This is a genomic window from Micromonospora sp. SD12, from assembly GCF_052068495.1.
Taxonomy (GTDB): Bacteria; Actinomycetota; Actinomycetes; order Mycobacteriales; family Micromonosporaceae; genus Micromonospora; species Micromonospora echinofusca.
In genome coordinates this window covers 104,083-125,963 of record NZ_JBQHDF010000006.1, presented here as the reverse complement: position 1 = coordinate 125,963, position 21,881 = coordinate 104,083, and the positions used below count along the sequence as shown (strand labels likewise).

General features: G+C 72.9%; 21 protein-coding genes and 1 pseudogene. 18 read left to right on the top strand and 4 right to left on the bottom strand.

The features are described 5' to 3' along the window. Position 1 precedes the first annotated feature (1 nt). Genes ACTMS2_RS14910 through ACTMS2_RS14870 form a run of 9 tightly spaced genes read left to right on the top strand, consistent with a single transcriptional unit; the run spans position 2 to position 10,114 of the window. Complete coding sequence (locus tag ACTMS2_RS14910; protein WP_441175884.1) at positions 2 to 337, top strand: cupin domain-containing protein; 336 nt, start codon at positions 2 to 4, stop codon at positions 335 to 337. Between the two features lie 14 nt (positions 338 to 351). Next, entirely contained in the window at positions 352 to 891 is a 540-nt protein-coding gene (locus ACTMS2_RS14905; RefSeq protein ID WP_441175883.1) for a hypothetical protein, read from the top strand. Beyond that, entirely contained in the window at positions 884 to 1,834 is a 951-nt protein-coding gene (locus ACTMS2_RS14900; RefSeq protein WP_441175882.1) for an aminotransferase class IV, read from the top strand. Before ACTMS2_RS14905 ends, ACTMS2_RS14900 begins: the two co-directional genes overlap by 8 nt. Next, entirely contained in the window at positions 1,831 to 2,532 is a 702-nt protein-coding gene (locus ACTMS2_RS14895) for a hypothetical protein (protein ID WP_441175881.1), read from the top strand. Before ACTMS2_RS14900 ends, ACTMS2_RS14895 begins: the two co-directional genes overlap by 4 nt. Next, positions 2,533 to 5,601: a condensation domain-containing protein gene (locus ACTMS2_RS14890; RefSeq protein WP_441175880.1), complete on the top strand. Its 3,069-nt coding sequence runs from the start codon at positions 2,533 to 2,535 to the stop codon at positions 5,599 to 5,601. Positions 5,602 to 5,649: 48 nt separating this feature from the next. After that, complete coding sequence (locus ACTMS2_RS14885) at positions 5,650 to 7,230, top strand: AMP-binding protein (RefSeq protein ID WP_441175879.1); 1,581 nt, start codon at positions 5,650 to 5,652, stop codon at positions 7,228 to 7,230. After that, entirely contained in the window at positions 7,227 to 7,919 is a 693-nt protein-coding gene (locus ACTMS2_RS14880; RefSeq protein ID WP_441175878.1) for an HAD family hydrolase, read from the top strand. Before ACTMS2_RS14885 ends, ACTMS2_RS14880 begins: the two co-directional genes overlap by 4 nt. Before the next feature lie 21 nt (positions 7,920 to 7,940). Further along, positions 7,941 to 9,116: a hypothetical protein gene (locus ACTMS2_RS14875; protein WP_441175877.1), complete on the top strand. Its 1,176-nt coding sequence runs from the start codon at positions 7,941 to 7,943 to the stop codon at positions 9,114 to 9,116. After that, a complete protein-coding gene (locus ACTMS2_RS14870) occupies positions 9,113 to 10,114 on the top strand; it encodes an NAD-dependent epimerase/dehydratase family protein (RefSeq protein ID WP_441175876.1) in 1,002 nt (333 codons plus the stop codon). The genes ACTMS2_RS14875 and ACTMS2_RS14870 overlap by 4 nt, the downstream gene beginning before the upstream one ends. A gap of 159 nt (positions 10,115 to 10,273) precedes the next feature. On the opposite strand, the gene ACTMS2_RS14865 is transcribed toward ACTMS2_RS14870, so the two are convergent. After that, entirely contained in the window at positions 10,274 to 11,143 is an 870-nt protein-coding gene (locus tag ACTMS2_RS14865; protein WP_441175874.1) for a DUF6745 domain-containing protein, read from the bottom strand. A 297-nt stretch (positions 11,144 to 11,440) separates the two neighbouring features. On the opposite strand from ACTMS2_RS14865, the pseudogene ACTMS2_RS14860 reads away from it, so the two are divergent. Further along, positions 11,441 to 12,181, top strand: a pseudogene (locus ACTMS2_RS14860) (class I SAM-dependent methyltransferase); the annotation flags it as partial. A gap of 65 nt (positions 12,182 to 12,246) precedes the next feature. On the opposite strand, the gene ACTMS2_RS14855 reads toward ACTMS2_RS14860, so the two are convergent. Further along, positions 12,247 to 12,840 carry a TetR/AcrR family transcriptional regulator gene (locus ACTMS2_RS14855; RefSeq protein WP_441175873.1) on the bottom strand — a complete coding sequence of 198 codons (594 nt, stop codon included), beginning with the start codon at positions 12,838 to 12,840 and terminating at the stop codon, positions 12,247 to 12,249. 100 nt (positions 12,841 to 12,940) lie between these two features. Between ACTMS2_RS14855 and ACTMS2_RS14850 the strand changes: the two genes are divergently transcribed. Continuing rightward, positions 12,941 to 13,318, top strand: coding sequence for a DUF4267 domain-containing protein (locus ACTMS2_RS14850; RefSeq protein ID WP_441175872.1), 378 nt, complete (start codon positions 12,941 to 12,943; stop codon positions 13,316 to 13,318). Between the two features lie 65 nt (positions 13,319 to 13,383). Further along, positions 13,384 to 13,851: an SAM-dependent methyltransferase gene (locus ACTMS2_RS14845; RefSeq protein ID WP_441175871.1), complete on the top strand. Its 468-nt coding sequence runs from the start codon at positions 13,384 to 13,386 to the stop codon at positions 13,849 to 13,851. A 122-nt stretch (positions 13,852 to 13,973) separates the two neighbouring features. On the opposite strand, the gene ACTMS2_RS14840 is transcribed toward ACTMS2_RS14845, so the two are convergent. After that, positions 13,974 to 14,336, bottom strand: a complete 363-nt coding sequence (locus ACTMS2_RS14840) for a hypothetical protein (protein ID WP_441175870.1) — start codon at positions 14,334 to 14,336, stop codon at positions 13,974 to 13,976. 388 nt (positions 14,337 to 14,724) lie between these two features. Between ACTMS2_RS14840 and ACTMS2_RS14835 the strand changes: the two genes are divergently transcribed. Then, the gene (locus tag ACTMS2_RS14835) at positions 14,725 to 16,290 is read left to right on the top strand and encodes a class I SAM-dependent methyltransferase (RefSeq protein ID WP_441175869.1); all 1,566 of its coding nucleotides are present in this window, start codon (positions 14,725 to 14,727) and stop codon (positions 16,288 to 16,290) included. Between the two features lie 251 nt (positions 16,291 to 16,541). Here ACTMS2_RS14835 and ACTMS2_RS14830 read toward each other — a convergent pair whose 3' ends face one another. After that, positions 16,542 to 18,545, bottom strand: a complete 2,004-nt coding sequence (locus tag ACTMS2_RS14830) for an endo-1,4-beta-xylanase (RefSeq protein WP_441175868.1) — start codon at positions 18,543 to 18,545, stop codon at positions 16,542 to 16,544. A gap of 375 nt (positions 18,546 to 18,920) precedes the next feature. On the opposite strand from ACTMS2_RS14830, the gene ACTMS2_RS14825 reads away from it, so the two are divergent. The 5 genes from ACTMS2_RS14825 to ACTMS2_RS14805 are packed head-to-tail and all read left to right on the top strand — an operon-like array spanning position 18,921 to position 21,851. Then, positions 18,921 to 19,607 carry a hypothetical protein gene (locus tag ACTMS2_RS14825; protein ID WP_441175867.1) on the top strand — a complete coding sequence of 229 codons (687 nt, stop codon included), beginning with the start codon at positions 18,921 to 18,923 and terminating at the stop codon, positions 19,605 to 19,607. 6 nt (positions 19,608 to 19,613) lie between these two features. Further along, positions 19,614 to 20,204 carry a MauE/DoxX family redox-associated membrane protein gene (locus tag ACTMS2_RS14820; RefSeq protein WP_441175866.1) on the top strand — a complete coding sequence of 197 codons (591 nt, stop codon included), beginning with the start codon at positions 19,614 to 19,616 and terminating at the stop codon, positions 20,202 to 20,204. Next, the gene (locus ACTMS2_RS14815) at positions 20,201 to 20,749 is read left to right on the top strand and encodes a hypothetical protein (protein ID WP_441175865.1); all 549 of its coding nucleotides are present in this window, start codon (positions 20,201 to 20,203) and stop codon (positions 20,747 to 20,749) included. Before ACTMS2_RS14820 ends, ACTMS2_RS14815 begins: the two co-directional genes overlap by 4 nt. Next, positions 20,746 to 21,681: a peptidoglycan-binding domain-containing protein gene (locus ACTMS2_RS14810; RefSeq protein WP_441175864.1), complete on the top strand. Its 936-nt coding sequence runs from the start codon at positions 20,746 to 20,748 to the stop codon at positions 21,679 to 21,681. Before ACTMS2_RS14815 ends, ACTMS2_RS14810 begins: the two co-directional genes overlap by 4 nt. Beyond that, the gene (locus ACTMS2_RS14805; RefSeq protein WP_441175863.1) at positions 21,678 to 21,851 is read left to right on the top strand and encodes a hypothetical protein; all 174 of its coding nucleotides are present in this window, start codon (positions 21,678 to 21,680) and stop codon (positions 21,849 to 21,851) included. The genes ACTMS2_RS14810 and ACTMS2_RS14805 overlap by 4 nt, the downstream gene beginning before the upstream one ends. The last annotated feature ends 30 nt before the right edge of the window (positions 21,852 to 21,881 follow it).

Genomic DNA, 21,881 nt, shown 5'->3' with positions numbered 1-21,881 from the left:
AATGACCATGAGACGACTGCACTTCACCCCCGCCACCGGCACGACGACCGAACTCATCCCCGGCTACCAGGGCCGGTTCGTCCACGGTGACCAGTTGACGGTGGCGATCTGGGACGTCAAGGCCGGCAGCGAGGTGCCCAGCCACAGCCACCCGCACGAGCAGATCGTGAACTGCCTGGAGGGCACGTTCGAGATGCGCGTGGGCGGCGAGGTCTTCCTGATGGGACCGGGTGACAGCGTGGTGGTGCCGGGTGGCGTCGAGCACTCGGCCGTGGCCCACACCGACGCCCGCTGTCTGGACGTCTTCCACCCCGTACGCGCCGACTACCGGATCTGAGGACGGTGACGCTGATGGAGTCCCAGGTGCACGTCCACACCCTCGGTCCGTCCGGCACGAACTGCGAGGCCGCGGCTCACCACTGGCTCGACCGGCAGGGGATCGACGACCACCGGGTGACCTTGTACGGCACGCTGGAGGAAGCCGTCGAGGTGGTCACCACGGCGCCCGCCGCACACGTGCTGCTCGGCTGCGTCGTCTATCCGGACCTGCACCACATCGTCTTCCGTAACCTCGACGCGCTGGCCCTGGTCGAGTGCTTCGTGATGCCGACCCACCACATGGTGGTGGCCGGTGACATGTCCAAGCCGGTGCCGACGGTCGCATCGCATCCCGCCCCGATCAACCTGCTGGACGCGTGGACGCCGGAGATCAGGTTCGTCGACAGCAACGTACGGGCCGCGCTGACCGTCGCCAGCGGCGCGGCGGACGCGTGCGTGACCACCTCGGTCGCCGCCGCCGAGGCGGGCCTGCCCGTGGTGAAGGACTTCGGTCCGGTGCCGATGGGCTTCACCATCCACGCCAACCGCACCTACCGGCGACAGCATGGCTGAGCCGGCGGTCTGGTTCGACGGCCGCATCCACACCGGTGTCACCGCCGAGCCCACGCTGAGCACCTTCGGCCTGCACTACGGGTACTCGGTCTTCGAAGGGCTGCGGTCGTTCGACGTCGGCGGCACCGCGTCGATCTTCGCCCTGCAACCACACATCGACCGGCTGCTCGGCTCCGCGGCCACCCTGGACATCCCCATCCGGTACGACAACGACACCCTTGTCGCCGCGCACTACGAGGTGCTCGCCGCGAACGGGCTGACGGAGGCGTACATCCGGCCGATCGCCTTCTTCGGCGACGGCCTCGCTGGGCTCGGCACCCAGCGGCACCAGGCACACCTGGCGATCCTGGCCTGGCCGTGGGCCAACCCGGCACCGGGCGGAGGCGGTGTCCGGTTGGCGATCGCCAGGCGTCGGCGCCCGTCGCCGGAGAGCCTTCCGCCGCACGCCAAGGCCGCCGGGAGCTACCTGATCGCCAAGCTGGCCCACAACGAGGCGACGGCCCGCGGCTTCGCCGACGCGATCATGCTGGACGACCGCGACCACGTCGCGGAGGCCACCAGCATGAACGTGTTCCTGGTGCGCGACGGCGGCCTGCTCACCCCGACCACCCGGGCCTGCCTGCCCGGCATCACCCGGCGGACCGTCATCGACCTGGCCCGCCGGACGGGCATCGGCGTACGGGAGGCCGACCTCACCGTGTCCGACGTGCTCGGCGCCGACGAGGTGTTCCTCACCAGCACCGCGGCCGGCGTTCGTCCGGTGCTGGCCGTCGAGGACCACGTGTTCGGCGACGGCCGCCCCGGCGCGCTCACCACCCGCCTGCTCGGCCACTACGACGAGCACGTTCTCACCCACTCCACCCCGTCGGCCGCGTTCGCCGGTCCCGCACCGCGCGGGACGTCCGGCCCGGCCGCCGTTCTGATCCCGGAAGGCCGCGCATGACAGAGACCCGAGACATCGTCGCGAAGACGATCGGTGACGTGGAGCTGAGCACCTGCGCGCTCGTCGACGTCCTGGACGGGCTGGGCGTCACCTCCGCCGTGCTGCCCAGCACACTGCAGCAGCGGGCCGGCCGGCCCGCTCTGGCCTACGGGACCGCGTACACCGTGTCCTGGGTGGAGGTGCGCAAGCAGGCCTCCATCCACCAGCCGGCGCCGAGCACCTGGCAGCAGGTCCGGGACTTCCTGGTCCCGGAGATCACGGACGGCGCCGGCCGGATCTACGTCGGCGGCGCCGGCGAGCTGCTCACCCACGCCGCGCTGGCCGGCGGCATGTCGGTGACCTACCTGCTGGAGCAGGTCGGCTTCGAGGCGATCGTGCTGGGCGGCGCCGTGCGGGACCGGGCGGTGGTGGAGGCGGCGGACCGTCCGGTGATCGCCAGCAACTTCACCCCGACCGACACCCAGGGCGCCTACCGGGTCGCCGCCACCGGCACCGAATGCCGGATCGGCGACGTACGGGTCGTCACCGGCGACTGGGTGTTCACCGACGGCAACGGCACCGTCGTGATCAAGGACGAGATCCTGCTCGAGGTGCTGACGAAGGCGGTCGCGGTGGAGAACGCCGAGGCCCGCATCCTGGCGCAGGTCCGGGCCGGCCGGCCATTGCACGAGATCGTGGACGAGGGCGGGCAGATCTGAGTGGGCCACACAGTCGTACCGCTGTCGCCGGCACAGGAGCGGCTCTGGATCTCGACCCAGATCCGCCCCGGTGACCCGTTCTTCCACATCCCCTTCGTCATCGACGTCGCCGGCCGGCTCGACGACGCCCTGTTGCACGCCTGCCTCGGTCAACTGATCCGCCGGCACGTCGCCCTGCGCGCCCGCGTCGCCTGGCGCGACGGCCGGATCTGCCTGAGCGCCCCGCCCGCCGACGAGTCCGTCCTGGACTGGTTCCGGGGTGCGGTGCTCGACGTCCCGGACGAGGCGGCCGCCGATCGGGAGATCGACGCCATCGGGCGCGCGCCGTTCGACCTGACCGCCGGGCCGCCGCTGCGGGTCCAGCTGATCCGGCTCGCCGAGCGGCGGCACCGGCTCGCGGTCACCGTGCACCACCTGGTCTTCGACGGCTGGTCGATGGACCTGTTCGTCGCCGAGTTGGCCGCCCTGTACCGGGCCGGGGGCGATCCGGAGCAGGCGTTCGCCGGGCCGCCGCCGGACTACGCCGACCACCTCGCCCGGCGCGACGCCGGCCGGTCACCCGACGCGGACGTCGAGTTCTGGTCCGCCCGGCTGGCCGGCGCGCCGGCCGCGATCCCGCTACCCAGTGGCCGGGTGCGCCCGGTGACCACCGACCATGCCGCCGCCCGCTACACCCGGGTGGTGCCGGCGGCCGCCGTCGAGCCGCTGCGGCAGCTCGCCCGGTCGCGCCGGGCGACGATGTTCATCCTGCTCAAGGCCGCCTGCGACGTCGTGCTCAGCCACTACGGCGGTGCCGACGTGCTGACCGGCGTGGCGCTGGCCGGCCGCGACCACACCGAGAGCCACGGCCTGATCGGCTATCTGGCCCGGCCGGTCGTGCTGCGCAGCGACCTGGGCGGCGATCCGTCGTTCCTGACGCTGCTGAGTGCCGTACGCGGGGACCTGCTCGACGCCCACGAGCACCCCGAGCTGCCGTTCGACGCGGTCGTACGGGCCCTCGGCGTGCCCCGCGACCCCAGCTACAACCAGCTCTACCAGGTCATGTTCGGCTACTCCGGTGAGCGGGCGGCGCATCGGGCCGGCGAGCTGCGGCTCACGGTCACCGAGTTCGCCCCGGCCACCATGAAGGTCGACCTGTCGGTGGTCTGCACCGACACCCTCGGCGGCCTGCGGCTGGACCTCGACTACCGGCGTGACCTCTTCGCCGAGGCCGATCTCGCCCGGATCGCGGACCGGATGGAGGCCGTGCTCGCGCGGATCGCCGTCGACCCGACCGCGACCGTGTCACAGCTGAGGCAGCTCAGCGAGGTCGAACTGCGCGCGGCGGTGGACGAGCCGAACCGTCCGGCCGCGCTGCCGGACCCCGGTCCTGTCGCGCTGCACGACCTGGTCGCCTCGGTCCTGGACCGTGCGGCCACCACACCGGACGTGATCGCCGTCAGGGCGGCCGGAAGCACGCCGGAGCTGACCTATCGGGGTCTGGCCGCGGCGGTCGCCGCGACCACCGGACGGCTGGTGGCGGCCGGGGTCAGGCCGGGGGACCCGGTCGCCCTGTGCGGCGAGCCGTCCGGTGCTCTGGTGGCGGCCCTGCTCGCGGTGATCCGGCTGGGTGTACGCGCGGTGCTGCTCGATCCCGGCCGGCACTCCTTCGAGCTGCGCAACGCCCAGTCCGAGGCGGGCTTCCGGGTGGTGCTGGCCGACGCGCACGTGGCCCGGCTGTTCGACCGGTCCCGGGTCGACGTGCTCGACATGGGCGCCGCCGGCACTGCCACGGACGACGTCGACGCCGGGCACGGCGGAGCCGCGTTCGTCGCGTACGACGACGACGCGGAGCAACAGGCCGTCGTCCTGTCCGACGAACTCCTCTCGGTGGTGCTGGGCACCCTGCGGCGCGAGGTCGCCTCGCCGCCGGCGGTGGTGCTGCCGCTGGTCAGCTCGACCGCTTCGATCAGCGTCGTGATCGAGGCGCTGCTGGCTACGACGGCGGGCGGAACTCTCGTACCGGCACCGTCGGCCACGGCCGACGCCACCCTGGTCCTCGCACCCGCCGACGGCATCCACCGGCTGGCCGGGGCGCTGCCGGCCGGTGCCGTCGTGGTCGCCGGCCACGTCGACGCGGTGCCGCCGGCCGCCGTGCGGCGCCTGCTCGACGGGCACGGGCTGCGGGCGGTGCATCAGGTGTTCGGCCCGCTCGCCGCGGGCGGGCTGGCCCTGCTCGACGGCCGTCCCCGGCCGGGAATCCGCGCCTACGTGCTCGGGCCGGACGGTACGCCGGTGCCGCCGGGCGCCGCCGGCGAACTGTTCCTCGGCGGGGACCTGATCGCCGACGGTTACCTCGACGAGGAAGCCACCGCCGCCACCTTCCGGCCGGACCCGCTGGCCGGCCGTCCGGGTGCGCGCCGGTTCGCCACCGGGCGGCTCGCCCGCCTCACCGCGGACGGGCGCTTCGAGATCCTCGGCGACGCCCGCGAGCCGCTGCTGCGCCAGGGGCTGCGGGTGGATCCGGGGCCGGTCGAGGACGCCCTGCTGGAGCATCCCGGGGTCGCCGCGGCCCGGGTGCTGCCGTGGCGCCCCGAGCATGGTGGACCGGAGCTGCTCGCGCTCGTCGCCCGTACCGCCGCCACCGCCGAGCCCGGTGCCCTGGCCGTCCACCTGGCCGCCCGGCTGCCCGGCTATCTACGGCCGGACCGGATCGTCGTCCTGGACGCGTTGCCGGCCGACCACGACGAGATCGAGCGGGTTCTGGCCGACGCGCGTAGCAGCGCGGACGCGGCGGAGCCGATGGCGGCGGACGGGCAGGCGATCGCGGCGGCCTGGGAGAAGGTCCTCGGGCGCGCCGTACCGGCGAACCTCAACTTCTTCGAGGCCGGCGGCAACAGCCTGTTGCTGATCCGGTTGCGCGACGAACTGCGGACGGTCCTGGGAACCGAGGTGTCGCTGACGGACCTGTTCAGCCACCCGACGATCCGGGCGATGTCCGACGCGCTGGGCCAGCCGGTGGCAGCGCCGCCACCCGCGGCCAACCGTGGCGAGGCCCGGCGGTCCACCCACATCCGTCGTGGCCGCTGACCCGTGGCCGGGACAGACCGCCGCACCGATTCCGATCTGGGAGACGTCATGCTGAAACGGACGCTGTATCAATGGTTCGAGGAATCGGCCCGCCGGCACCCGGAGGCCACGGCGCTGAAGGCGGGCGGAACCGCGCTCAGCTACGCCCAGCTGGAACGGCGGGCGCTGGCCGTCGCGGCCGACATCATGGCCGGGCGCGACCGCCCGCCCGCGCGGATCGCGCTGGTCGCGCCGCGCACCACGCCCTCCGCGTACGTGGGCATCCTGGCCGTGCAACGGCTCGGTGCCACGGTGGTGCCGCTGAATCCGGATCATCCGAGTCACCGCAACATCGACATCGCCCAGCGGGCGAACGTCGAGGTGGCGCTGGTGGACCGTGAGGTCCGTGACCCGTTCCAGGACCTGCCGCGGCGGTTCCGGCCGGCGACCCTGGTGGTCGGCGACACCGACCCGGTCGGGCACGCCGACGTGGCCGGACTGCCGCCGGTGGGCGAGGACGCCGACGCCGAGGCGTACCTGCTGTTCACCTCCGGCACCTCCGGCATGCCGAAGGGGGTGCCGTACAAACACCGGCACATCTCGCCGTACCTCACGCACAACCTGTTCCGGTTCGAGGTCGGCCCTGGCTGCGGGGTATCGCAGACGTTCGGGCTGACCTTCGACGCGTCGGTCGGCGCGACCTTCATGACCTGGGCAGGAGGCGCCACCCTCGTCGTGCCGAGCCGTGAGGAGCTGTTCCAGCCGGTCGACTTCATCGTGCGCAACCAGCTGACGCACTGGTTCTCCGTACCGTCGGCGGTCCGGGTGGCGCAGCACCTGGGCAACCTGCCGTTGGGCGTCGCGACGTCCGTGCGGCACAGCCTCTTCGGCGCCGAGCCGGTCACGCTCAAGCACGCCCGGCTGTGGCGCTCGGTCGCGCCGAACACCGACATCTACAACCTGTACGGCCCCTCCGAGGCGGTGGTGAACTGCACCGAGTTCCGGCTGACCGGCGATCCGGCGGGCTGGACGGCGGCCAGCAACGACACGCTGCCGATCGGGGTGATGTACCCGGGCATGGAGTCCCTGGTCATCGACCCGGACGGCAATCCGGTCGACGACGGCGAACTGTGTCTGCGGGGATGGCAGAGGTTCGACGGTTATCTCGACCCGCGGGAGAACGACGGCCGGTTCGTGGCGTACGACGGCACCGGCCCGGCCACCCCGCGCCCGCCCGGCCAGGCGCCGTCACCCGAGGACTGGTACCGCACCGGCGACCGGGTCAGCCGCGAGGGCGTGAACCTGGTCCACCGGGGCCGCCTGGACCACCAGGTCAAGGTGATGGGACACCGGATCGAGATCGGCGAGGTGGAGGCCGCGATCCACCGCCATCCGGGCGTCACCGACGCCGCGGTGATCGCGATCCGCGTCGACGACGACACCCAGCTGGTCGGGGTGCACACCGGCGCCGGGGTGGCGGCCGCCGAACTCGACCGGTGGCTGCGCCGCGAGCTGCCGATCCACATGGTGCCCACCCGGCTGGAACACCTGCCCGCGATGCCGCTGAACGACAACGGCAAGATCGACCGGCGGGCGCTGACCGACCGGTTCGCCACGCGGGACGCCGCGACGCTCGGCGCACGGCGGTGACGGCACCGGAGTTGGTCATCTTCGACCTGGACGGCGTGCTGGTGGACACCCAGGCCGCCGAGACCGGGGCGCTGAACCACCTGGCCGGGCTGATGGGCGTGCGACTGTCCGCCGACGAGGCCGCCGAGCTGTTCGCCGGCAAGCGGATGGCCGACTGCATCGACGCGATCTCCGATCGGGCCGCGGTGGAGCCGCCGCCGGGCGCGGTGGAGCTGGTCCGGGCACGCTGCGAGGAGCTGATCGGCGACCGCCTGGAACCGATCGACGGCGTACGACATGTGGTCGACGCCGTGGACCGACTGATGTGCGTGGCTTCCAACAGCCCTCGCGAGCTGATCCGTAAGCGGGTGGAGGCGGCCGGGATCGCCTCGGCGTTCGGTGAGCGGCTCTTCTCCGCGTACGACATCGGCAGTTGGAAACCCGCCCCCGACCTGTTCCTCTGGGCGGCCCGGGAGTGCGGCGTGCCTCCAGCCTCGTGTGTGGTGATCGAGGACAGCCCGGTCGGGGTGGCCGCCGCGATCGCGGCGGGCATGCCGGTGCTGCGGTACGGCCCGGACGGCACCCCGGCCGACCACGCCGCGATCAGTCCGCACCTGCCGCCCGGCACTGCTGTCACCGGCCTGAGTTCCTTCGCGAAGATGGCCGACCTGCCGGCGCTGATCTCGCATTTCTCCGGTCCTCGTGCATGAACGCGTTGGGAGAGTCACACGATGGTTGATACCCGCAAGGCAATGGTGATCGGCGCCGGGGACCTCGGCAGCCGGGTCCTGCAGGGCCTGGCCTCGGGCGGTTCCGGACGCGAACTCCGGCTGGTCGGGCGCGACGGCGAGGCGACGCTGCGCGCGGCGAACCTGGCCGCCCTGAGCGCCCTGCAGACGGGCCACCGCAACGTGGTGTCCGACGCGGTGAGTGACCTGTTCGACGTCGACCGGACCGCCGAGACGATCAGCGCGTTCCGGCCCGACGTCATCTTCCTGACCGCCAGCCTCCAGTCGTGGTGGGTGATCTCGACGCTGCCGCAGCCCGCCTTCCAGCGGCTCTACCAGGCCAACTTCGGTCCCTGGCTGCCGATGCACCTGGTCCCGGTGCTGTACGCGATGCGCGCGATCCGGGCCGCCGGCAGCGACGCCGTGGTGGTCAACGCCGCGTTCCCCGACGCGGTCCACCCCGCGCTGGCCGGCGCCGGCCTGTCGCCGCACGTCGGCATCGGCAATGTCGCGAACAACGTGCCGGGCATCCGGAGGGCCGCCGCCGACCTGCTGGGTGCGGACGTCCACCGGGTGGAGATCCGGTTCATCGCCCACCACTACGTCTCGCACCGGCTGTCCCGCACGGGCGACAGTGGCGCCGCCGAGATGATCCTGCGGGTGCTCCTCGACGGCAGGGACGTCACCGGCCGGTTGGACCTGGGCGAGATGCTCCGCGCGCTGCCCGGGCGTTACCGGCGCACCGGAGGCCGCGACGGGCAGGTGATGACGGCGGCGTCCGCGCTCAGCGTGCTCGCGCCGCTGCTGGACGGCCGGAAGGCGATCGTGCACGCGCCGGGACCGCTGGGGCGGGTCGGCGGCTATCCGGTGGCGTTGTCGCCGTCCGGCGTCGACGTGGTGCTGCCGGACGGTGTCAGCCAGGCGGAGGCCGCCGCGGTCAACCTCAGTGGGCAGCGCTGCGACGGCATCACCGAGATCGACGGCGCCGGCACGGTCGTCTTCGAACCGGAGGCGGCCGACGTGCTCGCCCGGGAACTCGGCTACCACTGCACCCGGATGCAGCTCGACGAGGCGGAGGATCGGGCCCGGGAGATCGCCGAGCGGTTCGCGGCCTACCGCGAGCGGGTGCTGATCGACCCGGCCTACCAGGCCGGGGCGCGATCGGCCGTGACGGTGTGAGCACGCTACTGGTGCTCGGCGGGACCCAGTTCCTCGGCCGGGCGGTGGCGGAGGAGGGGGTCCGCAGGGGAGCGCGGGTGGTGGTCGCGCACCGTGGCGAGCATGAGCCGCCGCCCGGCGTGACCGCCGTCCGCGGCGACCGGACGGATCCGGGCTCGTGGGCCGAGGTCGAGGAGCGGCTGGCCAGTGAACACTGGGACCTCGTGGTCGACACCTGGTCCGGCGACCCGGCCGCGGTCCGCCGGTCGACCGCTGCGCTGCGCGAGAGGGCCGACCGGTACACCTACGTGTCGAGCCGTTCGGTCTACGCCTGGCCGGCCGTGGACGGTGCCGACGAGGACGCGCCAGTGGTCGATCCGCCGTCCGGCGACGATCCGGACGAGCTCGGCTACGCCGAGAGCAAACTGGCCGCGGAACTCGCCGTCGAGCAGGCCTTCGGCGCACGGGCGCTGATCCTGCGCGCCGGCCTGCTGGTCGGGCCGCGCGAGAACACGGGTCGGCTACCGCGCTGGCTGGCCCGGCTGGCCGCCGGCGGTCCCGTACCGGTGCCAGGGCCCGCGGACCTGGACTGGCAGTACGTCGACGCCCGCGACCTCGCGGCGTGGACGTTGCGGGCCGCGGCCGACGGACTCGGCGGGGTGTTCGACGCCGTCGGCCCACCGGGCGGAACGACCACGGCCGAGCTGCTCGAGTTGGGCGTGGGGATCACCGGGGGCGGGAGCACGCTGCACTGGCGCGATCCGGCGGCCTTCGCCGCCGCCGGTGTCGAACCGTGGACCGACCTGCCCGGTTGGTTCCCGCCCGGCCCGGAGCACGCCGCGGTGCATCGCGGCGCGGCGGCCAAGGCGGCCCGGCACGGGCTCGTGCAGCGCCCGTTGCGGGACACCGTGACCGACACCTGGGCCTGGATGTGCACCGCCGAAGGCCGCGCGGCCTGCCGGGACCTCGATCCGCTGTGGTCCCCGGAGGTCGAGCGGCGACTTCTGGACGCGGGCTGAACGCAGCCCGGGCCGGCCCGCTGACGACGTGCGAGGAGCCGCGATCGGCTCTCCGCCGGGGTTCGACTGTCCTGTTGGAGTTCGTGCCGAGGTTTGCGGGCTGTGGGGCGGACCGGCCGGGACTGGCGAGTGCCCGTCCCGGCCGGCTGTCGACTCAGGTCACCTGCTCAGGAGTGGTTGCCAGCCGTCGCGGTAGCGCAGGCCGCGAGGTTGCAGTCGGATCTGGTCGTGCACTGCTCCGGAGACCGGCTCGGTTCGTACCGCCTGGGGCCGCTCCACCACGACGCAGACGTCCTCGCCGGGCCACCACCAGCCGCAGGAGCGGGCCAGGCCGGCCCAGGCGTCGAGGTGCTCGGCCTGGTCCGGCTCGTACCGGGCAAGGCCGAGTCGATGCAGGACGTCGTAGTAGGCGATCCATGAGGCGTCCTGCTGCCCGTACCAGCACACGGGCACCGGGCCGTCGTCCGCGAGCGCCGCGCGCACGGGTAGGTAGTACCCGTGCGCGAGGCTCCGGTGCATTGCCGTGCGTACGCCCTGGTGCAGCACGACAGCGAGCGGCACGCCGCTGTCGAGCGCCTGCGCCGGCGCCAGTTCGGGCCATGGTTCCTTGGTCTTGCTCGTGCGCACGGGTGACAGCTCGGGATCGGTGTGAGTGACGCCCGCGCTCAGCGCACCGCGCAACTGGGAGGCGATCATGGCGAGGTCGCTGGCCAGCGGTGGTGTTCCGCGCGGCCGGGGGGCCCGGATGCGCTCGTAGAGTTGATCGAGGGTGGGCCAGCCGGTGGTCAGGGGCCGCGCCTTGTCTGGCGAGTCGACCCATTCGAACCGAGGTCGCGGCCGCGATGCCCTGGCGTAGATCGCGGTCAGGCACCGTTCGGCGGTCGGCTTGTCAGCCGGCTGTGTGGACAGGGCGTGATCGAGCCATTCCTGGCGGATCCGGATGGCCTGCTGCCACAGGTCGTGCGGGTTGCCGCTGCGAACGGCCTGTGGAGGTTTCGCGGCGTCGTTGCGCCGCGTGGGGGCGCTCACAGCGCCAGGGCGTCGCCGCCCTTCCGGTACGAGATCATGCAACGACTATGGCCCACGACTTGGCACCGGCGCAAGGCGGTTCCCCACCCGCAGCGCCCCGTCAGGGGCGTGGCGCGACGTGCTGCACGAACTGACCGGGACGGCGGCCGGGAGCTTGCGCCGGGGCCTGCCCGGAACGTAAGTTGCCGATGTATCGGGCCGATATATCGGATCGATACCGACAGAGATCCAGGCGGCGAGGCCATCGCGCGCGCAGCGGGGGATGGTGACAGTCAGGGAGGCAGCGACATGTCCAGCGCGCAGCTGTACGACACCATCGGCGCCACCTACACCGCGACACGGTGCACCGAACCGCGGATCGCCGCCCGGGTCTGGGCCGCCCTCGGCGACGCGCGGACGGTCGTGAACGTCGGGGCCGGAACCGGCTCCTACGAGCCCGTCGACCGTGACGTCACCGCGGTGGAGCCGTCGGCGCTCATGCGCGCGCAGCGCCCCGCAGGCGCAGCCCCGTGTGTGGCTGCCGCTGCGGAGAGCCTTCCGTTCGAGGACCAGTCGTTCGACGCGGCGATGGCCTTCGCCACCCTCCACCACTGGCGCGACCCGATCGCGGGCCTGCGTGAGATGCGGCGCGTCGCCCGCCGCCGCGTGGTGGTGTTCACGCACGACACCAGTGACGCCGGGTGGCTTGATCGATTCTGGCTCACTCGCGACTACCTTCCCGAGGTCGCGAGCCTCCTCGTCGACCGGCCGTCGCTGAGCGAACTGGCCGCCGCGATCGAGGCCCGGGTGGAGCCGGTACTCATCCCGTGGGACTGTGCTGACGGCTTCTTCGAGGCCTACTGGCGCCGGCCGGAGGCGTACCTGGACGAGAGGGTCCGCCGCGGCATGTCGGTCTGGACCAAGGTCGGGCCGGACGCCGAGCGAAGGGCGGTACGCAGCCTCCGGGACGACCTCGCCTCAGGCCGGTGGGCGGAACGCAACCGCGACCTCGCCGATCTCGACACGGCAGAACTCGGCCTGCGCCTGCTCGTGAGCTGAGTCCGATCGGGCCGGCGAGCTGGGTCCGGCCGTGGGCCGGCGAGCAGAGTGCCGCCGTGGGCCCTTCACGGCGTGGTCGGGTTCGTCGGGGTGTCGGCGAGCTGGGTGACGAGGAAGTCGAGGCGCTCCTCCTGCGCGTCCGGGGGGATGCGGCCGCTTTCCGACAGGACGGCCATGCCGTGCAACGCGCTCCAGACGACCTCGGCGAACAGTTCCCGCCGCTTGTTGTCCGGGCGGAAGCAGCTGACGAACTCGTCGAAGGCGGCCCGCAGCGGAGGCGGTGTCTCGACGCTTGCGAACTTCAGGTCGGTGGGCAGGATGAACATGGCCTGGTACAGGGCGGGTCGTTCGGTCGCGAAGTCCAGGTAGGCGCGGCAGACGGCGCGCAGGGCCCGCCCGGGATCGGGGGCGGCCTGCCGCGCGCGGCGCAGGTGGACGGCGAGTTCGCCGAAGCCGTCCAGGGCGACGGCGCTGACGATGGCGTCCTTGCCGGTGAAGTGGCTGTACAGCACCGGCTGGCTGTACTCGACGCGCTCCGCCAGCCGTCGGGTCGTCACCGCCTCCCAGCCTTCGGTCTCCGCGAGTTCGCGGGCGGCCGTGATGATCAGCTGATGACGGTGGGCGCGTTCACGTTCGCGGCGCTCGCTGATGGCGGACATGACGACATCCTAGCGGCGCTAGACCTACTGTCGACGTTAGAGTAACGTCGCTCTCATCGCTAGCGCCGCTAGATTCGCTGCTTCGTCGAGGGGGACACCCATGCTCATCACCGTCGCCAACGTGCTCGCCGGCCTGATCGGCGTGAGCATCAGCTTCATCGGCGTACGCGCCTTCTGGGCGCCACAGGCCGCAGCCGGCTTCGGCATCCCCGGCACGCCGACCGGGGACCGCACCTTCCAGGCATGGCTGTCCGTCAAGGCCGTGCGCGACATAGCCGCGGGGCTCTTCATCTTCATCCTGCTGGCGGGAGCGACACCCGACCTGCTGGGCTGGTTCATGCTGGCCGCCGCCGGCATACCCGCCGGCGACGCACTGGTCGTGTGGCGCAGCAACGGGCCCAAGGCGGCCGTCTACGGCGTCCACGGGGCCACCGCCGTGGTGATGCTGGCGATCGGCGTGATCCTGCTCGTCGCCTGACCGGATGTTGCGCCGCTCCGGGCGGCCAGGACGGCCACTGACGGACGGGGGAAAGGTGTCCAGCCATGCTCAGCTACCAGATCACTCCGATAGGTACGGTCCGAAACGACCGTACGGACGTCCAGCACACCGACAACTGGGGTGCCGTCCGCAGCACGGTCACCATCGACGAGCGCTTCGGCGAGGCGTGCCTCCAGGGCCTGGAGGGCTTCTCCCACGTGGAGGTCCTCTTCCTCTTCGACCAGTTCCCGGAACACGACGACTACCGCGAACCCCGCCCCAACCGTGGCCGTTCCGACCTCCCGCCCGTGGGCGTCTTCGCCGGCCGCGGCCCCCGCAGACCGAACCGCATCGGGGTGACGTGCTGCGCCATCGAGTCCGTCCAGGGCCGCGAACTGACGGTGGTGGGCCTCGACGCGGTGTCGGGCACCCCGGTCATCGACCTGAAGCCGACGATGACGGAGTTCCTGCCGGTGGACGTCAAGCAGCCGGAATGGATCAGCCGCCTGATGTCGGAGTACTTCCGGCCGTAGCCGGGACCTGGGGCGAAGCTCGACGCCGGTCGCGCAGGAGCTTCGCCGAGTGCGCCTGTCCCGGAGGACTCGACCGTGGAGCCGCCGTCGCGTACCCCCGGGGACGGTGACCGGCTCGGCGGTCAGCCGTCGGCACAGGCCTCCCGGAGGGTCTGGGCGTCGCGGTCCGTTCTGGCCTGCACCGCGTCGGGGTCGCCCGCGACCATGCCCGACAGGATGAAGCGCAGCTCCGAGAAGTCCTGCGACAGCGTCACCGTGGCCTGGTAGACCCCGCCCTGGGCGTTCAGGCTCGCGCCCATCATGCCCTGGTACGCCGTCGTGGCGGCGGCCTGCCGGCTCTGCCTGGTCGAACCCGAGGTCCGGTAGAACCGGTCGACGACCGCGAGCGCTTCCTCGCAGCCGGCGGGTCGCAGCGGCGCCACCGACGGCAGTCGACCCAGGGCCGGCGTCCGGGACGTCGCGCTGGTGGGGCGGGGCGTCGTCACGCCGGGCTCCGGCACGGTCGTCGGGGCCGGCGTCGTCCGGTCGGGCGTGGCCCGGCCCGGCGTTGTCAGGTCGGGCCCCGTGACTGGACCCGCTCCGGTTCCTGAGGCCGGCGGCGGCACGGGCGGCTCCCGTGGCAGCACGTACGTCAGCAGGGTGAGAAGGGTGGCCGCCACACCGGCGATCGCGCCCACCGCGGCCCAGTCCGGCTTGCGCGGCGTGGAGCCGCCTCCGGACGGGCTGCGAGCAGGCCGTTGACTGCTGATGCCTCCAATGTAGCGCCCGGCGCCATCCGGGAGCGTCCGCGCCGTCCGCCGGGTGCTCCTCGCCCCGACCGGCGACGGCACCCCTGCCGCGCGCGGCCAAGCAGGCATCGGCTAGGAACGTGACATGCCCCGCTACCTGCTCTTTCCCGGCCGCCACCACCTGCTGACCCGGTTCCAGGCCGGGTACCTGCGCCAGCTCGCGGCGCAGGGCGACGGCCCCCTCGCCGACGGTGACGGTGCGACCGGGGGCGGGGACGCCGGCGGGGCGACCGTGGTGTGGGCGGTCACCTCGGCCAACCACGAGAACACCCGGCGCAACCCGGTTCCGTACCACCGGCGGGAGGCGGCGATCGAACGGTTCAGCGTGCTCGCCGGGCTCCGGTCGGTGGTGGTGCCGATCTTCGACACCGCGCCGACCGACCGGTTCGCCGAGGTGACCCTCAAGACCGTCGCGGCGTCCACCGGGCTGGAGCTGACCCCGGCGGACACGGTGGTCGCCTGCTCCACGCCGGAGGTCGCCGCGATGTACGAACGACTCGGGTTCCGCATCGCCGGCGTGGAGGCCGACGTCGAGCCGGCCCCGGTGCGGCCGTGGGACGTCCTGCTACGGCTGGCCGACGACGACCCGTCGTGGCGTGAGCTCACCCACCCGGCGACCGTCGACGTGTACCGCCGCTACCGGCTCGACGACCTGGTCCGCTCGGTGGTGAACGACCCGGTGGTCGGCGACGAGGGCGGACTGACCGCAACCCGCGACTACCGGACGTACGCCGAGGCGTTCAGCGACGCCGCGCAGCGCAAGTGGGACGCGGTACGCGAGCACGTGCGGCCGGGGCGGATCGTCGACGTCGGCTGCGGCGCGGGCGCCGTCCTGGAGCTGGCCGACCGGGAGCCGGCCCTGCGTGAGAGCGACCTGATCGGCGTCGAGGTGGCCCGGCAGCTGTTCGAGGAGTGCGTGCACAAGAAGGCGCAGGGCGTGTTCACGAACCCGAACGTCTTCTTCTACCGTCGCAACGTGCTCGGCGGGGCGGTGTTCGCGCCGCGCTCGGTGGACACCACCATGACCTTCGCGCTGACCCACGAGATCTGGTCGTACGGCGAGCGGATGGCCTCGCTGCGCCGGTTCGTGCAGGCCCTCTACGACCACACCGTGCCCGGCGGGGTGTGGATCAACAGTGACGTGTGCGGGCCGGACGGCAGGGACCGGACGGTGCGCCTGCGGCTGACGGTCACGGACGGCGTCAACCCGCCGCGGCCGCGTACCGACCTGGCGGGCCTGCCGCCCGGCGAGGTGGCGGCGTACGTCGGCGGGCTGTCGACCCGGGCCCGGCTGGGCCAGTTCGCCGTCGACTACCGGTTCCCGTTCGCGTACCGGCCGGTGGCCGGGGCGGACGACACGGTCGAGCTGACCCTCGGCGCGGCGATGGACTTCCTCACCCGCAAGGACTACACCGACAACTGGCTGTCGGAGACCCAGGAGCAGTTCTGCGGCATGGAGTACGCCGACTGGAAGTCGTTGCTCACCGACGTCGGCTTCGAGATCGACGGCGCGAGCGGGACGTCCCGTAACGACTGGATCGTCACCAACCGTCTCGCCCCGGTGGCCGCCCTCAGCACCCCGGCGGGCGAGCCGCTGGACTGGCCGGTCACCCACGTACGCCTGGTCGCCCGCCGTCCGGTCAACACCTGACACCTGCTGGCCGGTCGGGCGAGGACCACCCGGTCGTCGACGCTGCCTGGTGCGGCTCCGGTGGCGCCCGACCTGCCGTCAGCGCCGTAGGGCGGCCGACCCGGACATGGCGGTGGCCGGGCCTGTCCGGCCCGGCCACCGCCCGGCCCACACCTCGGGTGCCCCGGGCCCTCCACCGACCGGCGGCACCGATCGGGCGTCGCGCTCGGGCCGCGGCTGGTCACCGGCCTGTGGCGTACGCGGGCCGGCGGTCAGCCCGTCGTGCAGGTCAGCCCGTCGAGGGTGAAGCCGACCGGGCGGTTGTTGCTCGTCTTCCAGCCGGCGAGGAAGCCGAACTCGACCGTCCCGCCGGCGGGCAGGGCGGAGTTCCAGGACGCGGGGGCGACCGTCACCTCCGGGCCGTCCTGCCGGACCGTGCCGTTCCAGAGCTGGCTGATCAGCTGGCCGTCCGGGAACCGCCAGCGCACGGTCCAGCCGTCGTGCGCGGACACCCCGGTGTTGGTGATCCTGAGGCTCGCCTGGAAGCCGCCCGGCCACTGGTTGGTGACGGTGTACGTCGCCCGGCAGGTGTCCAGCCCCGTGGTCGGCGTGGCAGTCGGGGAGGCCGTGGGGGAGACCGTCGGGCTGACCGTGGGGGAGGCCGTCGGCGTCGGAGTCGGGTCGATCCGGGTCGGGTCGACGATCCCCCAGTACGCCGACTTCGCCTGGAGTTCCGTGTCGAACAGCAGCGGCGCGTCCTTGCGGGCCACCGGGAAGGTGTCCAGCCAGGTGTCGTCGTCCGCCAGCCCCCAGAGGGTCACCGAGGTCAGTTCGTCGGCGTAGCGGCGGTAGAGGGCGAACAGGTCCCGGTACCGGTACGCCTGGGTCAGCAGCCGGTCGGCCGGCGGGGTGGGGAAGGACTCGTTGTCGGCGACGTAGATGCTGACGTCCATCTCGGTGACCTGTTGCTCCACGCCGAGCGGGATGAACGCCTGGAGCATGGCCTCGGTCTCGGCGATGGACGGCCACTGGACGTTGACGTGCATCTGGTGCCCGACGCCGTCGACCGGCACCCCTTCGGCGCGCAGTCGACTCACCAGGTCGCGCAGCTTGTCGCGCTTGGCCGGCACGTTGGTGTTGTAGTCGTTGATGTAGAGCTTGGCCGTCGGCGCGACCTCCCGGGCCACCCGGAACGCGGTACGCAGGTAGTCCAGCCCGCTGATCTCGTACCAGCGGCTGCGCCGCAGCCCGTCGGACTGGTTCTCGTCGATCACCTCGTTGGCGACGTCCCAGACCCCGATGGCGTCGCCGTAGCGGCCGACGACCGCCCGGACGTGCGCCTCCAGCCGCGACAGCAGCAGGGCCTTGTCGGCCGGGTCCGAGGTCAGCGGGGTGCCGTCGGTGTCGGTGAAGACCCAGGCCGGGGTCTGCTGGTGCCAGACGAGGGTGTGTCCGCGTACCGCCAGGTCGTTGTCGGTGGCGAAACCGACCTGCGTGTCGGCGTCGGCCCACCGGAAGGCGCCCTCGGTCGGCTGGGTGGCGTCCCACTTGAGCGCGTTGCCGGGCGTCACCGTGTCGAAGTGCCGGCGCAGCAGGACCGCCTGGTCGCCGATGATCTGCCGGTTGCCGATCGCCGCCCCGATCGGGAAGTCGGCGGCGAGCACCTCCCGCAGGGCCGGGATGTCCGTCTGCACGGGCCTGGTCGGCTGGTACGCCATGGCGAAGTCGTCGACGTGCAGGTCGGCGGTGCCGTCGGCGGTCTCCACGTACGCCGACAGTCCGTCCACGTCGTGGGCGAGCACGTACGTGCCACTGAGCCGGACCCAGGCGTCGGCGGTGACCGCGGTGTCACCCACCACCTGGTCGTAGGCGGAGGTTCCGCCGGAGTCGCGTTGCACGCTGAGCCGCGCCTGGCCGGGCGACTCGCCGGCGGCGAGCCGGACCCACACCGTCAGCGTGTAGCGGGTCCCCTTGACCATCTCGTCGAGCAGGTCGATGGCGGGGCCCTGCCAACTCGCGGTGCGGCCGGAGGTGAGCAGGCTGCGGGTGCCGCCGTGGGCGACGGCGGTGCTGACCGCGACGGTCTCACCGGCCCGGGGCCGGAAGCCCTGAATGGTGCCGTCCTCGAAGGTGGCGTCGAGGACCAGGACGGGGTCGGCGGCGCGGGCGGGCGGGGTGGTCAGCGGAACGGCGGCGGCCACGGCGACGGTGGCGAGGCAGGCCAGGGCCAGCAGCCCCGGCAGGAGGCGGCGACGGCGCGTCCAGGGAGCGCGCATGGGGGTGTCCTTCCGGTGCGGGTGGATGCGCGCGGACCGCTGGGCGAGGTTCTCGCGGATGCGGTCGCACGCCGGTGGACCGGCATGAGCCCGCATGCCGGTGGTCGGTGGTCCCGCTCCGCTCGCGACACCCGTGCCGGGCGCCGCTGTCGAGGACCGATGGTACGGATCACGGGCGCGGCGCTCCAGGGCCCGTGCCGACCGACGGGCAGGAGCGGCCGTCCGCGTGCCCGCTGCGCCACGGCGTCGGGCCGGCGCTGTCACCGTCCGACCACGTGATCGATCTTGTCAAATATTTACCAACCCGTATATCGTGCCGGTGCTAAGTTCCGGACCCGGACGAAGGGCGGTCGCATGGCAGCCAGAGGTGCGCCGGTGACGCATCGTGCGATCGATCAGAACCGGTTCACGCTGGACGGTTCACTCGACCTCAGCGCGCCGTTCACCTCCGTGGCCGACGTGACGATCGGTGGCCGGCTGCACGAGTTCACGGCCGGCGCGATCGGGCTCGCGGACGACGTGGCCCGCACCCTCGGCGTCGAGACGTTCGACGAGGAACTCACCTACCAGGGCGGAACGCTGCTGACCGCGCGCGTCCGGTCCTACGACCCCCAGATCCAGTTGGCCGAGGAGCGGCTCGTGGCGGTCTGGCGGGGGCGGCGACACTGCTTCTTCACCGAGATGTACGGCGCGGCGACCACCGACCTGCTCGGCGCGCTGCGGGCACTGCGCGTCGAGGAGCACGACGACGGGCTGGCCCTGCGCCCGACCTCGAAGACCGGCGCCAGGTTCGCCGAACCCGCCACCGTGCTCAAGGAGGTGCCCGGGCTCGGCCTGCTGGAGATCGCACCGCTGACCAAGCAGCGCGTCGGGCAACTGCCCTCCTGGCGTGGCCTGCGGACGCAGGCCGGTGAGCTCTTCCGCGACGTCCTGCCCGACGGGCAGCCCTACTTCGTACTGGCTGCGGCCGACGCCTGGCTCAGCCTGGTGCCGTTCGCCGACACGGACGTGGAGCAGGTGCCCGCCCTGGTCGACCGGCTCCGCGTCCGGACGGCCGGGTAGGCCGCGATGTCCGTACTGCTGGCCGGCGTGGCCGCGTACACCGTCCTGTTCACCCTGCTCGTCAGCACCGCCGAGCACCTGTCACGGCCGGCGGCGCTCGCCGGGGCCCTGGCCGCGCACCGGATCCTTCCCGCCCCGGCCGCGCTCGCCGCCGTCGCCATCGTCGGCGAGGCGGTGCTCGCCGGTGCCGGGATCGTGGCGCTGCTCCGTCCCGGCGGCGAGGGCCTGCTCGTCGGGGTCCTCGCCGGCAGCGCCGCGCTCCTCGCGCTGTACGCCGGCTACGGCCTGCTCGTGAGGTCGACGGGGCGCGCCGGGCCGTGCGGATGCTCCCGGGTGGAACTGCCGATGACCGGCTGGGTGGTGGCACGAGCGGCGGTGCTCGCCGGGCTCGCGCTGGTCGCGCTGTCGCTGTCCGACTCGATCGTTGCGCCGCACCGCGCCGACGCCGCACTCGCCGTCGTGCTGCTGGCCTCCGCCACGTTCACCGCGCTGCTGTGGCACCTGCCCGCCGCGATGAACGACCCGGCGACGACGCCGGCCGGGCGCCCCGCGACCGGCCGGTCCATCGGCACGACGGAGAAAGGCCTGCCCGGATGAGCTTCCAGACCAGCGCACTGATCCTGAGCTGGATCGCGATACTCCTGCTGGCGTTCACGGTCTCGGGCCTGGTACGCCAGGTGCACGCGCTGTCGAGTGGGGCGGTGCAGCGTCGTTCCGAGTCGGTCGGCCTGCGTCCCGGCACACCGGCCCCCGGAATCGCCCGGTTGGCGCCGGCGGCACCGACGGTTCCGCTGGTGCTGCTCTTCCTGGAGCCCGACTGCGGGACCTGCACCGAGGTGCTGGCCGAAGCGACCGACCACCACGAGCGCCCCGGCCTGGAGTTCCGGGTCCTCTACCGGGAGGACCCGCCGGCGCGGGCCGCACAGCTGCCGATCACCGTGCTCGGCGGGCAGGCGGAACTGTTCGAGCGGTACGACGCCATCGCCACCCCGTTCGCCACCGTCGTCGACCGGGCCGGCCGGGTGCTCCGCGCCGAGCCGATCGGCTCCCGCGCGGCACTGCACCGCCTGCTCGACGAGGTCGACAGCCCACCCGGCGGCTCCGCACCGGCGGGCGCCACGAATCAGGGAGGCCGGGCATGACCGGTATCGACACCGTCCCCTGGCTGCGCGGCGACGACCCGGGGACCGGGCCCGCCGTGCGGCGGGTGCCGCTGGAGCGGGGCGGCCGCAGGCGCGGGGGGTGGGAGCTGTCGCGACGCACCCTGCTCCGGGCGGGCACGGCGGTGGGCATGGCCGCGCTCAGCGTGTTCCCGGCAGCCCGCCGCGCGTACGCCGACGGCTACACGATCTACGCCGGATGCCCGACGTACGCCAGCGACCACAACTGCTCCCCGGGGTGCGGCCCGAGCACGATCTTCGCCGATTCCTGCAACACCAGCGGCACGTACACGGGGTTCCACAAGAACGACGGCGTCACCTGGATCCTGCGGCCGAACCAGTGCTACGGCGGCACCTACGACGGCTGGCTGTGGGCCTACAACGGGGCGTGCGGCGCCTGCGCGTGCTCGGTGGAACGCCGGTGCCACGACGGATACAAGAAGACCAGCGCGGGCTGGGTGAAGTCGATCTGCCGCTGGAACACCAAGTGCGGATGCCTGGGCGCGGCCAGTTGGCCCACCACCCGGCGGAGCAACACGGGGGTCAACGTCTACACCGTGCAGCACCTGCTGACCGTCCGCGGGCACCCGACCGACATCGACGGGATCTTCGGTGGCGACACCGAGGCGAAGGTGAAGAGCTTCCAGACGGCGGCCGGCCTCGGAGCCACCGGTGTCGTCGACGCGACCACCTGGCCGAAGCTCGTGACCACGGTCCGCTCCGGGAACAACGGCCACGCCGTCAGCGCCGCCCAGCGCCAGCTCAACAGGCGCGGCTACGCGCTGGTGGTCGACGGTTCCTTCGGGCCGGCGACGGACAGCGCGACGCGGGACTTCCAGCGGCAGAACGGGCTGACGATCGACGGGGTGATCGGGGGCAACTCCTGGCGGACGCTGACCGGCGCCGCCGTATGACCCGGACGCTGCCGGGAGGTGCCCGGGCGGTCCTGCGCCGGGGCGGCGACCCCCTCGTACCCCTTCTGCTGCTCGCCGTCGGCGCGCTCGCCGCCGCCGCGTACGGGCACGTCCTCACCTGGGCGATGATCGGGGGGCTCGCGGGTTACACGCTCTCCGGCTCCGTTTGAACGCACAACAGCGCGCACGCGCTGGCCTCG